Annotated in this window: 15 protein-coding genes; 12 read left to right on the top strand and 3 right to left on the bottom strand. The window is 47.4% G+C overall.

Going from position 1 to position 15,696, the window contains the following annotated elements; genetic code table 11:
- Nucleotides 1-2: 2 nt before the first annotated feature.
- Together rsgA and HMPREF3144_RS03010 are read right to left on the bottom strand one after the other, a co-directional pair.
- On the bottom strand, nucleotides 3-899 hold the full coding sequence (gene rsgA, locus HMPREF3144_RS03015; protein ID WP_036559560.1) for a ribosome small subunit-dependent GTPase A: 897 nt from the start codon (nucleotides 897-899) through the stop codon (nucleotides 3-5).
- Nucleotides 896-2,164, bottom strand: coding sequence for a M48 family metallopeptidase (locus HMPREF3144_RS03010; RefSeq protein ID WP_070476325.1), 1,269 nt, complete (start codon nucleotides 2,162-2,164; stop codon nucleotides 896-898). Before HMPREF3144_RS03010 ends, rsgA begins: the two co-directional genes overlap by 4 nt.
- A 66-nt stretch (nucleotides 2,165-2,230) precedes the next feature.
- Here HMPREF3144_RS03010 and orn point away from each other — a divergent pair, with 66 nt between their 5' ends.
- From orn to HMPREF3144_RS02980, 6 genes are read left to right on the top strand one after another with little or no spacing between them, the layout of a single operon-like run.
- Nucleotides 2,231-2,782 (top strand): oligoribonuclease, encoded by a 552-nt coding sequence (gene orn / locus HMPREF3144_RS03005; RefSeq protein ID WP_018026231.1) that lies wholly within the window; start codon nucleotides 2,231-2,233, stop codon nucleotides 2,780-2,782.
- Between the two features lie 9 nt (nucleotides 2,783-2,791).
- On the top strand, nucleotides 2,792-3,235 hold the full coding sequence (gene acpS / locus HMPREF3144_RS03000) for a holo-ACP synthase (RefSeq protein ID WP_018026230.1): 444 nt from the start codon (nucleotides 2,792-2,794) through the stop codon (nucleotides 3,233-3,235).
- A gap of 18 nt (nucleotides 3,236-3,253) precedes the next feature.
- Nucleotides 3,254-4,321 (top strand): beta-N-acetylhexosaminidase, encoded by a 1,068-nt coding sequence (nagZ, locus tag HMPREF3144_RS02995; RefSeq protein ID WP_070476323.1) that lies wholly within the window; start codon nucleotides 3,254-3,256, stop codon nucleotides 4,319-4,321.
- A 16-nt stretch (nucleotides 4,322-4,337) separates the two neighbouring features.
- A complete protein-coding gene (gene uvrC / locus HMPREF3144_RS02990; RefSeq protein ID WP_070476321.1) occupies nucleotides 4,338-6,167 on the top strand; it encodes an excinuclease ABC subunit UvrC in 1,830 nt (609 codons plus the stop codon).
- Nucleotides 6,168-6,210: 43 nt separating this feature from the next.
- A complete protein-coding gene (pgsA, locus tag HMPREF3144_RS02985) occupies nucleotides 6,211-6,789 on the top strand; it encodes a CDP-diacylglycerol--glycerol-3-phosphate 3-phosphatidyltransferase (RefSeq protein WP_018026227.1) in 579 nt (192 codons plus the stop codon).
- Nucleotides 6,790-6,820: 31 nt separating this feature from the next.
- Entirely contained in the window at nucleotides 6,821-8,050 is a 1,230-nt protein-coding gene (locus HMPREF3144_RS02980) for an MFS transporter (protein WP_070476320.1), read from the top strand.
- Nucleotides 8,051-8,189: 139 nt separating this feature from the next.
- Here HMPREF3144_RS02980 and mltB read toward each other — a convergent pair whose 3' ends face one another.
- Complete coding sequence (gene mltB / locus HMPREF3144_RS02975; RefSeq protein WP_070476318.1) at nucleotides 8,190-9,296, bottom strand: lytic murein transglycosylase B; 1,107 nt, start codon at nucleotides 9,294-9,296, stop codon at nucleotides 8,190-8,192.
- Nucleotides 9,297-9,515: 219 nt separating this feature from the next.
- On the opposite strand from mltB, the gene HMPREF3144_RS02970 reads away from it, so the two are divergent.
- From HMPREF3144_RS02970 to HMPREF3144_RS02945, 6 genes are all read left to right on the top strand, one after another.
- Nucleotides 9,516-10,400 carry a histone deacetylase family protein gene (locus HMPREF3144_RS02970; protein ID WP_048767204.1) on the top strand — a complete coding sequence of 295 codons (885 nt, stop codon included), beginning with the start codon at nucleotides 9,516-9,518 and terminating at the stop codon, nucleotides 10,398-10,400.
- A 254-nt stretch (nucleotides 10,401-10,654) separates the two neighbouring features.
- On the top strand, nucleotides 10,655-11,404 hold the full coding sequence (locus HMPREF3144_RS02965) for an electron transfer flavoprotein subunit beta/FixA family protein (protein ID WP_018026223.1): 750 nt from the start codon (nucleotides 10,655-10,657) through the stop codon (nucleotides 11,402-11,404).
- Nucleotide 11,405: 1 nt separating this feature from the next.
- Entirely contained in the window at nucleotides 11,406-12,338 is a 933-nt protein-coding gene (locus HMPREF3144_RS02960) for an electron transfer flavoprotein subunit alpha/FixB family protein (RefSeq protein WP_018026222.1), read from the top strand.
- A gap of 155 nt (nucleotides 12,339-12,493) precedes the next feature.
- The gene (locus HMPREF3144_RS02955) at nucleotides 12,494-13,081 is read left to right on the top strand and encodes a TRAP transporter small permease subunit (RefSeq protein ID WP_018026221.1); all 588 of its coding nucleotides are present in this window, start codon (nucleotides 12,494-12,496) and stop codon (nucleotides 13,079-13,081) included.
- Between the two features lie 14 nt (nucleotides 13,082-13,095).
- Nucleotides 13,096-14,994, top strand: a complete 1,899-nt coding sequence (locus HMPREF3144_RS02950) for a TRAP transporter large permease (RefSeq protein ID WP_081606594.1) — start codon at nucleotides 13,096-13,098, stop codon at nucleotides 14,992-14,994.
- A 9-nt stretch (nucleotides 14,995-15,003) separates the two neighbouring features.
- Entirely contained in the window at nucleotides 15,004-15,669 is a 666-nt protein-coding gene (locus HMPREF3144_RS02945) for a phosphoribosylanthranilate isomerase (protein ID WP_026156799.1), read from the top strand.
- Nucleotides 15,670-15,696 lie beyond the last annotated feature (27 nt).

Genomic DNA, 15,696 nt, shown 5'->3' with positions numbered 1-15,696 from the left:
GTTTACCACCTTTTGGCTGCCTCATTTTCAGCAATAATCCGTTGGTACAATTGATAGCGCTCGGGCTGTATTTGCCCTTGCTCTAGGGCGGCAATGACGCCACAGCCAGGTTCTTGTAGATGTCGGCAATTGTAAAAGCGACATTGCTTAAGCGCCTCATTAAACTCCGGAAAGCCTTTGATAATCTGCTCATCGCTTAGATGGAGTAAGCCGAAGTTTTGAAAGCCGGGTGAATCAATTAAGGAAGCAACAAGCTCACCGTCATTATAAATATCGTAAAGCTCGGTTTTTGTGGTGGTATGACGACCAGTACCTAGGGCTTGAGAATGTGCTTGTGTATGGGCTTTGGCCTCAGGTGCCAGTACATTTAAAATGCTGGATTTACCCATCGCACTTTGTCCTAGTAAAAGCGCCGTTTGCCCCTTAATCAGTGGTAGCAGCTTAGCACTTAAATCCTCGCTGTCGGTGATGGTGCATTCAATGATCTCAACGCCTAGCTGATGATATAGCTGGAGACGTGCTCTGGCCTCCGCTAGACCGCTTGCTATATCGATTTTATTTAAAATAATATAGGGTTTAAGCGTTTCATTCCAGGCGGCGGTTAAGGCTCGCCCCAACAAATCCTCAGAAAATCGAGGCTCCACGGCGGTGATAAATAAAAGCACATCGACATTAGCGGCAAATTGCTTGCTTCGCATTTCATCGCTACGATAGAGTAAATTCCTACGCTCATGCACTGTTTCAATGCGTGCTTCATTTTGACCTTGTGCTGATATGGTGACATAATCACCGACGCAAATCCCTGCACGTTTGCCGCGCGTATAGCAATGCCATAATTGATCCTCAACGCGGGCCACATAATGTCGACCATGGGCAGAGATAATGCGTCCTTGCATCATGCTGCTGCTCCCGTCAGGCGCTTAAGGTGTTGAATCCGAATGATGGCCGGTGGGTGGCTATCATAATAGGCGGAAAAAATCGGGTCCGGCGTGAGGGTGCTGGCATTATCGTCGTAGAGCTTAACCAAGGCAGCAATGAGCGCATTGGCATCGCTGTGTTGAGCGGCAAAGGCATCTGCTTCAAATTCATCACGGCGTGATAAGCGACTATTGAGTGGGGTGAGCCAAAACGTAAAGCTTGGTATGACTAAGGCAAAAAGTACCAAGCTTAAGGCATGATAATGCTGCTGCTCCCCTAACGGCACACCCAAACCCTCGTAGAACCAGCTTTTATCACTAACATAGCCAAGTAGTGCGAAAAAGATAAAGCTGCCGATCACCATCCAGGCTAAGCGCTTAATAATATGTTTATGCTTAAAATGCCCAAGCTCGTGTGCCATAATGGCTTCAATCTCATTTGCCCCCAATTTGTTAAGGAGCGTGTCAAAAAAGACAATGCGACGATTGCTACCGAAACCCGTGAAAAAGGCATTGCCGTGTGAGCTGCGTTTGGAGCTGTCCATCACAAAAAGACCGCTTAGCTGAAAATCACAGCGATTGGCTAGGCTTTCGATTTTATCTTTCACCTCGCCCTCATCTAAGGGCGTGAATTTATTAAATAAAGGCATTAACCAGGTGGGGGCTATATACATCATCACTGCCATAAAGACGAGCACCACTAACCAGGCCCAAAACCACCATTGCTCAGTGCTTTGCATCAGATATAAAATAGCCCATAAAATGGCACTACCCAATACCAGCGAGAGGGCCGAGCTCATGAGAGTGTCTTTGATAAATAAGCCGGGCGTAGTGCGATTAAAACCGTATTTTTGTTCAAGTCTAAAGGTTTTGTAAATCGCAAAGGGCAAGCCTAACACGCTTAATATTAGCTGGACACAAAGAATAAAGAGAATGGATTTAAAAATCGTTGGCTCCGCTGCTAAGCCAAAGGCTTGGTAGAGCCAATGAAGACCGCCTAAGATGGTGAGCGCCAACAGTATCACCACATCATAAAATAACTGAAGTTGACTGAGTCTTAAGCGCTCCAAGCTGTAGCGGGCAGCGCGTTGGTGGCTTTTTAAGCTAATCTGCTCGGCAAACTCTGCAGGTACGGCGCTGGCATGTTTTGAGATAGCGCGGATTTGGCGGATATTTAACCAGGTGTGAATGGCAAAATCCAGAATAATTAAGCTAATAAATAAAAATGTAAAATGATGTGCTTGCATGGCGTTTAGTATAAATAATCGTTCTATGCGACAATACTAGCATTATAGTAAATTCAAGGAAGATGTATGAGCTCAAAAGACCTTCGTTTAGTTTGGTTAGATATGGAGATGAGTGGCTTGGATCCAGAAACTGAACGAGTGTTAGAAGTGGCCGTGGTGGTGACAGAGTCAGATTTGACCGTGGTGGCCGAGGGGCCGGTACTTGCCATTCACCAGCCAGATGAGATTTTAAATGCGATGGATGAGTGGAATACGACTACCCATGCCCGTACGGGTTTGACGGAGCGTGTCAGAGCCTCAACCATTACCGAGGCTGAGGCAGAGCAGCAATTAATTGCTTTTTTAAGTCAATATGTTAATAAGGGCACCTCACCGCTTTGTGGTAATACGGTGAGTCAAGACCGTCGCTTTATGTTTAAGTATATGCCCGAGTTCGAGCGCTTTTTTCATTATCGTACCCTGGATGTTAGTACGCTCAAGGAATTGGCGCGACGTTGGTATCCCGAGGTTTATCGGGGTGTGGTCAAAAAGGGGCGACACGAAGCGTTGGCGGATATTTATGAGTCCATTGAGGAACTGAAGCATTACCGTGATAATTTTTTAAAATTACCGAGCTAGGTGTAATACATGTTTGATCCCAAACTGCTTGACTCCCAGCAAAGTGCAGCGATGTCAGCCATTGCCGGTATTGGTATGGATTTAATCTATATTAGTCGTATTCAAAAGGCGTTTGAACGTCATGGTGAGCGTTTTTTGAAGCGTATTTTGGGTGCCGGTGAGCGTGAGAAGTTCGAGCGACGGTATGCCCGCGATCGGCAGCGGGGCGTGACTTTTTTAGCAACACGTTTTGCAGCCAAAGAGGCCTTTTCTAAGGCAGTGGGTCTAGGGATACGTTCGCCGATGCGTTGGTCAGCCATGCAGACCTTAAATGCCCCAAGTGGCAAGCCAATGGTGGTGTTAAGCGGTGAGTTAAAGCAGTGGTATGAGGCGCGCTTCGGTGAAGCTCATGTGTCGTTGACGGATGAATCCGATGTGGCCATGGCCTTTGTGATTGTAGAGCGTAAAGTATAGTTTTTTTAAAGGCAGAGTATGTCAACACATAATAATCATACAAATATAGACTTAGGCCCAGTGATGGTGGATGTGGAGGGTCTGTGCTTGCAGCGCCACGAGATTGAGCGGCTGAAAAATCCCCTTGTCGGTGCGGTAATCCTATTTGCCCGTAATTATCAGGATCCGAATCAGTTAAGTGAGTTATGTCGCCAGATTCATGAGGTACGTGAGCAACCGCTACTGATTGCGATTGACCATGAGGGCGGGCGGGTACAGCGTTGCCGTAGTGAGGGCTTTACACCGTTGCCGGCAATGCGTGAATTAGGTGCGTTGTGGGATAGGGATCCGGACGCAGCCTTAGCGTTGGCACATGAGGTTGGCTATATTTTGGCGGCTGAATTACGTGCTTGTGGGGTGGACTTTTCCTTTACCCCAGTTTTAGACTTGGATTATGGTGCTAGCGAGGTGATTGGTAATCGCGCTTTTCATCGTGCGCCAGAGATTGTGGCTAAACTATCCGAGGCCTTAATCGCTGGCTTGGCTGAGGCCGGTATGGCTGCCTGTGGTAAGCATTTTCCAGGTCATGGTTTTGTCGAAGCGGATTCGCATGTGGCCATCCCAGTTGATGAGCGTGAGTTTGATGAAATTTGGCAAGAGGATATTCAACCCTATGTGGCACTAGGCCATTTAAAGCTGCCTTCGGTGATGCCTGCGCATGTGATTTATAAAAAAGTGGATGCGATGCCAGCAGGTTTTTCAAGGTTCTGGATTCAAACAGTCCTACGTGAGCGTATGGACTACCAAGGCATGGTGTTTTCTGATGATTTGACCATGGAGGGTGCTTCCGTGGTCGGTGGGATATTAGATCGTGCCGAGGCCGCCTTTGCTGCTGGTTGCGATATGGTGCTGGTGTGTAATCGCCCGGATTTGGCGGATGAGCTGCTAGCAGGCTTAAAGCATCAGAGCACGGCCGAGTCGCTTCAGCGTTTGCAAAATTTGATGCCCAAAGAAGCCTTTATGAATTGGCAACAATTGCACAATGAGGCACGTTACCTTAACGCAAGGGAGTTGCTTGAACGTGCGCTAACTAAGCGCTCAGCGTAGTTTTTTGCAGAACAGCATGCGTGTTGAATCATCCACTTTTGATCTAGCTAGCTTCTTAAGAGACCTGCCCAATCTTCCCGGTGTGTACCGACATGTTGCGGCGGACGGGGAGGTTTTGTATGTAGGCAAGGCCAAGGATTTAAAAAAACGGGTTTCGCAATACTTTCAGAAGAATTTACAAAGTCCGCGCATTGCGCATATGGTGGCGCGAGTCGATCATGTGGATATTACCATTACCGACTCGGAAGCTGAGGCCTTGATTTTAGAGGTTAATTTAATCAAGCGCTTGCAGCCTAAGTACAATATTCTGTTTAGGGACGATAAATCCTATCCGTACTTGATGTTTAGCGAGCACGAGGCACCGCGCATGGTTTATTACCGTGGTTCCACCAATAAGGCGGGGCAGTTTTTCGGGCCCTATCCTAATGCCTTGGCAGTGCGTGACACCATGCAGTTATTGCAGAAAATTTTTCGACTGCGCACCTGTGAGGACAGTGTTTATAGTAATCGTTCCCGCCCTTGTTTGCTTTATCAAATTCAGCGCTGCTCGGGTCCTTGTGTAGATTTGATTTCTAAAGCCGAGTATCAGGCAGATGTGGCGCATGCGGTTAAGGTATTACACGGTGAGTCTAATGAAGTGCTTGATAATTTAGAGGCTAAAATGCTCAAGGCCTCCAATGACTTAGCTTTTGAACGGGCGGCCATGTTTCGTGACCAAATGCACTCATTAGCTACCTTAATGCAGCAGCAGGCCATGGAATCCTCAGATCAGCTTGATGTGGATGTGATTGCGGTGGAACAGTATGAGGGCAGTTTCTGTCTTAATCTTGCCATGATTAGGGCAGGGCGTCATTTAGGGGATAAGCCGATTTTCCCCACGCATGTGAATGGTGACGCAGCCGAGGAGATTCTGGCCGCCTTTATGGCAAGTCATTATCTAGAGCATCAATTGCCCTCGCTACTGATTTGCTCGCATCCCTTACCCGATCCGGAACTGTTGCTGCTTTTAAAAACGGAGGGTAGAGCGCGTCCGCAAGTCATTACTCGACCTAGTGGAGTGCGTAAAAACTGGTTAGAACAGGCACAGCGTAATGCTCAGCTAGCGCTCCAGCGTCGTGCGGCGGAAACCGGTCAAATGCTTGAACGCACACAGGCCTTGGCTGAATTGCTAGGCCTTGATATGGACCCTGAGGCCTTAGCGAAATTGCGCATTGAGTGTTTTGATATCAGCCATAGTCACGGCGAGGCTACGCAGGCTTCCTGTGTGGTGTATCAACAGCATGATATGCAGCCGTCATTGTATCGTCGCTATAACATTGCCGGCATTACGGGGGGCGATGATTACGCAGCGATGCGTCAGGTGTTACAGCGTCGTTATGCGCGCGGTTATGAGTCCGAGTCCATGCCGCAACTCGTTTTAATTGATGGCGGCAAGGGGCAGGTAGAAGTGGCGCGCCAGGTGTTCACGGAATTGGGTATTGATTGTTCAATCATTGTCGGTGTGGCCAAAGGCGAGGACCGTAAAGTGGGTCTTGAAACCTTGATTTTTGCCGATGAGCGTCCGCCAGTGGCATTGGGTCTCAGCTCTAAAGCCTTATTATTAATTGCACAGATTCGAGATGAAGCTCATCGTTTTGCGATTACCGGTATGCGCAGTCGTCGCGCCAAAGCACGCAATGTTTCCCGTTTAGAAGAGATTGAGGGCGTGGGACCTAAGCGTCGTCAGCGTTTGTTGGCCCGGTTTGGCGGTTTTAACGGGGTGGTCAATGCGAGTGTGGATGATCTCGCATCGGTTGAGGGTATTTCTCAGCAAATGGCACAACGAATTTACGATGCCTTGCGTTAAGTTTTCAGCTTAAAATAAGCAATTGAATGGTAAGATAGCTGCTATGAAATCAATCAATATCCCTATTATTCTTACTTGGCTGAGAATTGCCATGATTCCCGTGGTGATCGGCTTATATTACCTGCCAATTGAGGGTCTCAGTATCACCCTACGTGATTGGCTGGGTGCGGCTGCCTTTGTCGTGGCGGCCATTACCGATTGGTTAGACGGTTATTTGGCGCGCCGTTGGGGTCAGACTTCAGCCTTTGGGGCCTTTTTAGACCCCGTCGCAGATAAGTTGATGGTCTGTGCTGCTTTATTGGTCTTGCTGGACTTAGGGCGGGTGGAGTCCTATATTGCGTTAATTATTATTGGTCGCGAATTAACCATTTCCGCTTTGCGTGAGTGGATGGCGAGCGTTGGTGCACGTGGTAGTGTGGCGGTCAATCAGTTGGGTAAGTTTAAAACCGCTGCGCAAATGGCGGCAATTCCTTGTCTGATGGTTTATCAGACGGTGTTTGGCATTGATTTGGTACTGGTGGGGGAGGTGCTGATTTTCTTAGCGGCCTTTTTAACCCTATGGTCGATGTTTTACTATTTAAGTAAGGCCTGGCCAGCCCTGAAGCATGCCGATAAAAAATAGTGTTTCCCGCTGCAGAGGAGCTAGCTAAGCGATGGTACTATCAGTGCAAAACAAGCTCTCAGTTCGACGCGTCTTGCTTTGTGGCGGATTAATCGTCACCCTATCCGTCGGTATCCGCCATGGTTTTGGTCTGTGGTTATTGCCCATTAGTCAGGCCCATGGTTGGGATAGGGAGGTCTTCTCCTTTGCTATGGCCGTGCAGAATCTCGTTTGGGGCTTAGTTGGCATTTTTGCCGGCATGTTAGCGGATCGTTATGGTGCCTTTAGGGTGATGGTTGGGGGAGCGCTTTGCTATGCCTTAGGGCTGTTCGGGATGGCTTACAGCACCACGCCGCTGATGTTTATTTTAACGGCTGGGGTGATTTCCGGGATGGCTCAAGCGGCAACCACCTATGTGATTGTGTTTGGCATTATCGGGCGTCATATCAGTGCTTCAAAGCGTTCTTGGGCGATGGGCGTAGCAGCTGCCACGGGTTCTTTTGGGCAGTTTATGATGCTGCCGATTTCCAATAGTTTAATCAGTCTTAATGGTTGGCAGGGCGCCTTAGTGATTTTGGCTTGTCTGTCCTTGTTGATTATCCCCTTAGCGACTTTTTTACGCGAGCGTGTGATTTATTTGCCGGCTACGAAGGACGGCGCAGCAGTGGCTGAACAGGGTGCGATGGAAGCGTTGTGGGAGGCACTAAGCTATCGTAGCTATGTGTTGTTAATTGCCGGTTATTTTGTGTGCGGTTTTCAGGTGGTGTTTATCGCTGTGCATCTGCCCGGTTACCTTAAGGATAATGGCTTGGGTCCTGAAGTTGCGAGCTTTGCGTTGGCCCTTATCGGCTTATTTAATATTTTCGGTAGTTACTTGGTCGGGGTGCTGGGGCAGCGTATTCAAAAGCGCTACTTGTTGATGGCTATTTACTCGCTCAGAATCGTGATCATTACTATCTTTTTGCTTGTGCCTTTAAGCTCAGTGAGTGTTTATCTTTTTTCAATGGCATTGGGCTTACTCTGGTTGTCTACCGTACCACCGACGAATACCTTAATTGCCATCATGTTTGGGGTGCGACACTTATCGATGTTGGGTGGTCTAGCCTTCTTCAGTCACCAAGTGGGGTCCTTTTTAGGTGTGTGGCTAGGCGGTATTTTTTATGATCGATTCGGTAATTATGATCTGATGTGGATGCTAGCCATTGTTCTTAGCGTATTTGCCACCTTGGCTAATTGGCCGATTCAGGAGCGGGCGATTGCACGGCAGCAGGGGGCTGCTTGAGACGTATAGCTTATGAAGGGATTGCGGATTATTCTGTGCTTTGCAGTGATCTTTATACTGCTGATGATTTTATCCATGTATCTAGATCCGAGCTTCTGGATGCGAGCTTCGGATCTAGTGTGGTCATGTTTTTAATTGACTATTTGAGCGTCTCCGCAAAATCTGCCACGGAGGCGGCATAAAAGTAGCTGTTATTGTATTTGGTAATGGCAAAGAAGTTTTGTGTGGCAATGCGGTATTCGTTTCGACCGCTCGTCTCATCCATCAGATTAATCACCCCTAACACGCGGCCATTTTGCCATGCTGCATTAGCCACCTTGCTAGTGGAACCCTGTGCTTGCAACTCTTGCCATGTCAATGTGGGTTCTAAGCCCTTGCCTTCAACGGCGGCCGGGTTGCTGGGCAAACTAGCGGGGGCAAACACCGGCATGCCGCGCTGCCAACCATGCTTGACTAGGAAATTAGCTACCGAGTGAATGGCATCTACTTCACTATGGCGTAAATCAATGCGCCCGTCACCATCACCATCGACCGCAAAATGCATAATACTAATCGGCATAAACTGTGGAAGACCGGTGGCACCCGCAAAGGATCCCAGCTCGCTTTGTGCGCTTAATTTACCTTGATGATCTAACTTAATTAAGGCGGCCAATTGATTACGAAAGGATTGGTGACGGTCAGGGCGGTTAGGATCGGGATGGTAAAAACCAAGGGTATACAGTGCATCCAATAAGCGGAAATCACCCATATACTTACCGTAAACGGTTTCTACCCCAATAATACTGCCAATAATTTCCTTAGGCACGCCATAGTGTTGCTCCACCTGGCGCAGGGTGCTGGCATTTCTTTGCATAAAGCCTTGGCCACCGCGTACCCGAATAGGGTCCATCACACGATTGCGGTAGGTCGTCCATGAGCGCTTAACTCGTCCTTTGGAACTAGGTGCCATCAGACGCTGGGTTTGTGAATTAATCTGTGCAGAATGAACTAAATTGCTCACATGCTGCTGCGGGATCTGATAACGCTCAGCTACTTCCTGTATAAATTCATTCTGATTAGCACTTAAAGGGCGACTTTCAAAATCGGCACTGACAGCACTGCTGGAGGGGGCGGCGGTGTTGGTCGCCACCTTATGCGTGTCGGGTTGCGGCTGTCGATTGGCAGGTGCTGATGTGTCCGGGGTGCCGGCGCAGGCGCTGAGTACCATGACGGTCAGAGGGGTAAGGAGTAGATTGCTAAGCTTCATAATGAGTATAGTTTAGATAATGAGGCGAGTTTATTGCATAAAGCAATTATTTAAGCATAATTGTTCTCGGATCAACGCTAGGGTAAATACTTAAATTTATTTTAATGTCCTCTATATTAAGATGTAGTTGATAAGATAAATTTTTTGTATCACTGAGCGTGAGGAAGTGTTTTGAACGACACCCTTTATATTACTCATCCGGACTGTAGCTTGCATGATATGCGTAGTTGGCATCCCGAATCGGCAAAGCGCTTGACTGCGATTCACGATCGTCTGTGTGCCACTGATTTAATTTGGTGTCTTAAAGCGATGGATGCGCCTCAAGCCACTGAGGAGGATATTTTACGCTGTCATGATGCGGAGTATATGCACTTTATTAAGTCTAATATTCCCGCTGAGGGCTATTTTAATATTGATAATGAGGAGACGAGTCTGAATCCTCATACTTGGAAGGCGGCATTGCGAGCAGCCGGTTCGGGTATTCTTGCGGTTGATGAGTTATTAAATGCACGTGCCAAAAATGCTTTCTGTGCGGTGCGGCCACCCGGACACCATGCGGAGCCTAATCAGAGCACCGGCTTTTGTTTTTTTAATAATGCCGCCATTGCGGCGCGTTATGCGGTGCATAAATACGGTTTGGAGCGTATAGCGATTATTGATTTTGATGTGCATCACGGTAATGGCACTGAGAAAATCTGCGCCAATGATCCCACGATTAAGATGTTCAGTTTTTTTCAGCATCCTTTTTTCCCTTACTCCGGTACTGAGGACGTCGCTAGCAATATGCATAATGTCCCGCTCAAGGCCTATAGCGGTCGGGAAGAGGTAGAGGCTGCGGTAAATTCAGTGTGGCTGCCGATTATGGAGGCGTATAGACCAGAACTGGTGATTATTTGTGCTGGTTTTGATGCGCACCGCGATGATGATATGGGGCAGATGAGTTTACTGGAGCGCGATTTTATTTGGTTGACTAAGCAATTGATGGCGGTGGCTGATAGGCATTGCCAGGGTCGTGTCATTAGCTTTCTTGAGGGAGGCTATAATCTTAGCGCCTTGGCCCGTAGCGCAACTGAGCATGTGCGTGCTTTAGCCGGTTTTTGCTGATCGCTACAGTTAAAAAGCTTGACAAAGGCAATCATAATTCGCTTATGATCATCAATATCTTCTCAACAGCAGCTAAATCGTTGTAAAAAGCTCACGCTTTACGTTAGGTTAGCTAATTACTTAAGCGTTGCTTAAGGCTGCATTTCGGAAATTGATTAGATTTAACGCCTTAAAGCAGGTAAAATGATTTTTGACAGTATGTAATACTTATTGCATATAAATACAATTAGCAAAATTGCCATAGGAGAAAGTTGATGAAGGTCTTGGTACCTGTCAAACGCGTTGTTGACTATAACGTCAAAGTACGTGTTAAAGCTGATCAGACAGACGTTGATATTGCCAACGTGAAAATGTCGATGAACCCATTCGATGAAATCGCCATGGAAGAGGCAGTACGCCTTAAAGAGCAGGGTAAAGTGACGGAAGTCATTGCGGTTTCTTGCGGAGTGGATAAGTGTCAGGAAACGATTCGTACCGCGATGGCACTGGGTGCTGATCGCGGTATCCTGGTACAAACGGATGCCGAGTTACAGCCTTTAGCGGTGGCCAAGTTGCTTAAAGCACTGGTGCAAAAGGAAGAGGCTCAAGTCATTCTCCTAGGTAAGCAGGCGATTGATGATGATGCGAACCAAACAGGTCAGATGCTGGCGGCCTTGCTAGACCGACCGCAGGCGACTTTCGCCTCCAAGGTTGAGTTGGGTGCCGACAGCGCCACGGTGACGCGTGAGGTTGATGGCGGTTTGGAAACCATCGAAGTAGCGTTGCCGGCGATTATTACGACCGACTTGCGCTTAAATGAGCCGCGCTATGTTAAGTTACCTGACATCATGAAGGCTAAGAAAAAGCAGCTTGATGTGGTGACGCCTGATGACTTAGGGGTGGACGTTACGCCACGCATCAAGACCTTAAAAGTATCTGAGCCACCTGCACGCCAAGGCGGTATTACTGTGCCTGATGTTGATGCTTTAGTTGATAAGTTAAAAAATGAAGCAAAGGTGATCTAAGATGACGAATTTAGTAATTGCTGAACACGATAATTCTTCTTTAAAGCCTGCTACGCTAAATACGGTAGCAGCCGCTGCCAAGCTTGGCGGTGATGTACATATTCTAGTGGCCGGTAAGGGCGCTCAAGCGGTTGCTGAGGCCGCTGCCAAGGTTGCTGGTGTATCCAAGGTATTATTAGCTGATGGCGATAGCTTAGAGCACTTTTTAGCTGAGAATGTGGCAGAGCAGGTATTGGCAGTGGTCGCTGACGACTACAGCCATGTTCTTTTCCCGGCAACGGCTAATGGTAAAAACGTGGCACCACGTGTGGCTGCTAAGTTAGACGTAGCGCAAATCACGGATATTATTGCGGTCGAATCAGCTGATACATTCCAGCGTCCAATCTATGCGGGTAATGCCATCGCAACAGTTCAAGTTGAAGGCGCTAAAAAGGTGCTGACAGTACGTACCACGGCATTTGATGCGGTCGCTGCCGAGGGCGGTGCTGCTGAGATCGTTACCATTGATGCGGTTGCTGATAGCGGTTTATCCAAGTTTGTAGGTCGTCAAGTAGTTGCTAGCGATAGACCTGAGTTGACTGCCGCTGAGGTGATTGTGTCTGGTGGTCGCGGTGTTGGCAGCCAGGAAAATTTTGCCATTATTGAGAAATTAGCTGAGAAATTAGGTGCTGCGGTGGGTGCTTCCCGTGCGGCGGTTGATGCTGGCTACGCACCTAACGACTTGCAGGTAGGTCAAACGGGTAAAGTAGTGGCTCCGCAGCTGTACATTGCTGTGGGTATTTCCGGTGCGATTCAGCACTTAGCCGGTATGAAGGACTCTAAAGTCATCGTCGCTATCAATAAGGATGCGGAAGCACCGATTTTCGGTGTAGCAGACTACGGTTTAGTGGCTGACTTATTCCAAGCCGTTCCTGAATTAACCGAAAAATTATAATGGCTTAGGCTGAGTATCAGCTTAAGTGATTAGATTGACTGCAATGGCCGAGATGACTCCTTATCTCGGCCATTTGTCGTTAATCATTTGTGTTAAACTTTTTAAGCAATTATTTTTAGTGCTTTATCTCCTATCTCATACAAAGAGTCACCTCAATGCGTTCTTTACTCGTACTCTCCAGATTTTTTGACTTTATTATCAGCAAAGTTGGGCAGTTAGTTATTTGGCTAACCTTATTAATGGCGCTTGTGAGCGCCGGCAATGCCATTTATCGTAAGGTTTTTCATAGCAGTTCCAATGCTTGGCTAGAAATCCAATGGTATTTATTTGGAGCCGTGTTTTTACTGGCTGCTGGCTACACCTTTTTGAAAAATGAGCATGTGCGGGTGGATGTCTTAAATGCCCGCCTAAAGGAGCGAACGCAGGTCATTATTGACATTATTGGCGTGATCTTTTTTATTTTGCCGGCCTGTGCCTTAATTGTCTACCTGTCTTGGTCTTTTTTTATGCATTCCTATGTGACCGGTGAAATGTCGTCCAATACTGGTGGTTTGATTCGTTGGCCTGTGAAACTGCTAATTCCAGTTGGCTTCTCATTGATGATTATGGCGGGGATTTCACATTTGATTAAGTGTATTGCTTTTTTAAAGGGCATGGCGCCTAATCCCTTGCGTAAGGCAAAGAGTAGTGATGAAGAGCTACTAGAAGAACTTAAACAACAAAATCCTAACGAGCAGCCATAGGAAAGTAGAAAATGATTGAATTTATTCTTGCTAATATGCCCCCGATCATGTTTTTAACCTTGATCGGTTTATTGTTGTTAGGATTTCCAGTTGCCTTTTCCCTTGCCGCGAACGGTATTTTTTATGCGGTCTTGGGGATAGTATTCGGTGAATTTAGTTTTAGCTTCTTACAGGCTTTACCCAATCGTGTCTTTGGTATTGTGCAAAACGATACTTTGTTGGCGGTGCCGTTTTTTACCTTGATGGGCTTAGTACTTGAGCGCTCGGGGATGGCTGAGGATCTACTGGATACGATTGGTGAGATTTTTGGACCGGTACGTGGTGGCTTGGCCATTGCGGTGATCTTAGTGGGTACCATGCTTGCCGCAACCACCGGTGTGGTGGCGGCATCTGTGATTTCCATGGGTCTGATTTCACTACCGATTATGATGCGCTATGGCTACGACCGTCGTTTAGCCACAGGGGTGATTGCCGCTTCGGGTACTTTGTCGCAGATTATTCCACCTTCCTTGGTCTTGATTATTTTGGCGGACCAAGTGGGTCGTTCAGTGGGTGATATTTATCGTGGTGCAATGCTGCCGGCCTTGACGTTGGTAGGTATATATATTGTGTTTGTGTTAGTGGTGTCCTTGTTTTTCCCTAAAATGGCACCCGCCTTACCCGCAGAAGCACGCAAGTATCGTGAAGATAATGGTCGCTCGGGCTTACGCTCCTTATTAGTCACTACCTTGTTAGCGGGTCTGATTGCCTATGCGATTGATGCCGCATTTTTTGCCAGTGCCAATACACCGATGGATGAAAAAATCGTCGTCAGCCTTTTGCTTTGGGGCTTGGTGATGTTTGTCTTTGCACTAGCTGATAAGCTGTTAGGTACCGGCTTACTATCAAAAATCACTTCGCGGGTGGTTTTTGTGATGGTGCCACCGTTGTTATTGATTTTCCTGGTGCTGGGTACCATTTTTATCGGCGTAGCCACACCCACCGAAGGGGGTGCCATGGGTGCCGTGGGTGCCATTGTGTTGGCTTGGTCGCGTGGTCGCTTAAACTTGACATTACTCAAGCAAGCAATGGAATCAACCACGAAGCTGACCAGTTTTGTGATTTTTATTTTGGTCGGTTCCACCATTTTTACCTTAACCTTTACCGGTTTTGGCGGTCAGCATTGGGTTAATAGTCTGTTCTCCGATTTGCCAGGTGGCATGTATGGCTTCCTGATTGTGGTCAGTATTTTTATCTTTTTACTCGCATTTTTCCTAGATTACTTTGAGTTGGCCTTTATTGTTGTGCCTTTATTAGCACCGGTTGCGGAGAGTTTGGGGATTGATTTAATCTGGTTTGCAGTGATTTTAGCGGTTAATATGCAGACCTCCTTTATGCATCCACCCTTTGGTTTTGCCTTATTCTTCTTGCGCTCTGTGGCGCCACAGGAAGCCTATGTGGATAAGGTCACTAAAAAACGGGTCGAGGGAATTAAAACCACACAGATTTACTGGGGTGCGGTGCCATTCATCATCATTCAGTTGTGTATGGTGGCAGTTGTTCTATCCTTCCCGGGTTTGGTGATGCACTATAAAGGTACAGGTCCTAAAATCGACCCTGCTACCATTCAACTGGGTACCGATTTCGGTGGTGGTTACGGCAGTGATTCTTATGGCAGCGATCCGTTTGGCAGTGACCCTTATGGAGATGATAGCTTCGGTGGCGCTTCCGGGTCTGATAGTTCAAACGGTTTATCCGGTGACGCAGCTACCTCCGGTGATGCTTATGGCCCTGATCCTTATGCCGTGGATTCTTTCGGTAGCGGTAGTGTAGGCGGCGCAAGTAGCGGCGGTGACGGTGCTGCTGAGTCTTCTTTGGAAAAAGAGCATCAGCAAGCCGATAGCAAGGATCCTTTTGCTGTCGAGTTTAAATAGAGGCTGCAGATGTCCTATCGCACAAGAATAAAGTTTTGTGGCATGACCCATCCTGATGATATACAGCAGGCGGTGGATCTGGGGGTGGATGCCTTAGGCTTTATTCTTTACCCCAAAAGTAAAAGGGCATTAAGCTTTGAGCAATTAAAGCTTTTAGTTGCCAAGGTGCCGGTGTGGGTAAGTAGCGTTGTGCTATTGGTTAATCCTGAGGTGGATGAAGTGCGGCGGGTGATCACAGAGATTAAACCGGATTATCTGCAATTTCATGGTGATGAAAGTGCCGAATTTTGTGAGCAGTTTAATTACCCTTATCTTCGTGCCATAAGGGTAGGGGCGCCCGGTATTTCTACGCCTGAAGAAATAGCCCACGTAACGGCTCAATATCAACAAGCAAAAGCTTTCATTTTTGATGCTTATAGTCAGGGTTATGGTGGTGCCGGTATTAGTTTTGATGCCGATTTATTAAATGTAGTCAGAGAGCAGCAGGCTAAAGATAAGATTATTATTGCCGGTGGTTTGCATCCCCAAAATATCCGCTCTTTTGTCCAAAAGTATCAACCATTTGCTGTGGATTTATGCAGTGGCGTGGAGAGTTCACCCGGTCACAAAGATCCGGTTAAAATGCAGCGATTTATGTCAGAGCTGGCACTTGGGCAAGCTCGTTTAAGAGTCTGAGACCTTTGCAATAACCCCTCAAACTTC

The organism is Oligella sp. HMSC05A10, from assembly GCF_001808335.1.
In the GTDB taxonomy this organism is placed as follows: Bacteria; Pseudomonadota; Gammaproteobacteria; order Burkholderiales; family Burkholderiaceae_B; genus Oligella; species Oligella urethralis.
Note: the sequence above shows the minus strand (reverse complement) of the source record. Positions and strands in the feature narration are given on the sequence as shown.

Excerpts from the sequence above, each read along its gene's own strand:
- rsgA (WP_036559560.1), bottom strand. The coding sequence starts at position 899 with ATGATGCAAGGACGCATTATCTCTGCCCATGGTCGACATTATGTGGCC.
- HMPREF3144_RS03010 (WP_070476325.1), bottom strand. The coding sequence starts at position 2,164 with ATGCAAGCACATCATTTTACATTTTTATTTATTAGCTTAATTATTCTG.
- orn (WP_018026231.1), top strand. The coding sequence starts at position 2,231 with ATGAGCTCAAAAGACCTTCGTTTAGTTTGGTTAGATATGGAGATGAGT.
- acpS (WP_018026230.1), top strand. The coding sequence starts at position 2,792 with ATGTTTGATCCCAAACTGCTTGACTCCCAGCAAAGTGCAGCGATGTCA.
- nagZ (WP_070476323.1), top strand. The coding sequence starts at position 3,254 with ATGTCAACACATAATAATCATACAAATATAGACTTAGGCCCAGTGATG.
- uvrC (WP_070476321.1), top strand. The coding sequence starts at position 4,338 with ATGCGTGTTGAATCATCCACTTTTGATCTAGCTAGCTTCTTAAGAGAC.
- pgsA (WP_018026227.1), top strand. The coding sequence starts at position 6,211 with ATGAAATCAATCAATATCCCTATTATTCTTACTTGGCTGAGAATTGCC.
- HMPREF3144_RS02980 (WP_070476320.1), top strand. The coding sequence starts at position 6,821 with ATGGTACTATCAGTGCAAAACAAGCTCTCAGTTCGACGCGTCTTGCTT.
- mltB (WP_070476318.1), bottom strand. The coding sequence starts at position 9,296 with ATGAAGCTTAGCAATCTACTCCTTACCCCTCTGACCGTCATGGTACTC.
- HMPREF3144_RS02970 (WP_048767204.1), top strand. The coding sequence starts at position 9,516 with ATGCGTAGTTGGCATCCCGAATCGGCAAAGCGCTTGACTGCGATTCAC.
- HMPREF3144_RS02965 (WP_018026223.1), top strand. The coding sequence starts at position 10,655 with ATGAAGGTCTTGGTACCTGTCAAACGCGTTGTTGACTATAACGTCAAA.
- HMPREF3144_RS02960 (WP_018026222.1), top strand. The coding sequence starts at position 11,406 with ATGACGAATTTAGTAATTGCTGAACACGATAATTCTTCTTTAAAGCCT.
- HMPREF3144_RS02955 (WP_018026221.1), top strand. The coding sequence starts at position 12,494 with ATGCGTTCTTTACTCGTACTCTCCAGATTTTTTGACTTTATTATCAGC.
- HMPREF3144_RS02945 (WP_026156799.1), top strand. The coding sequence starts at position 15,004 with ATGTCCTATCGCACAAGAATAAAGTTTTGTGGCATGACCCATCCTGAT.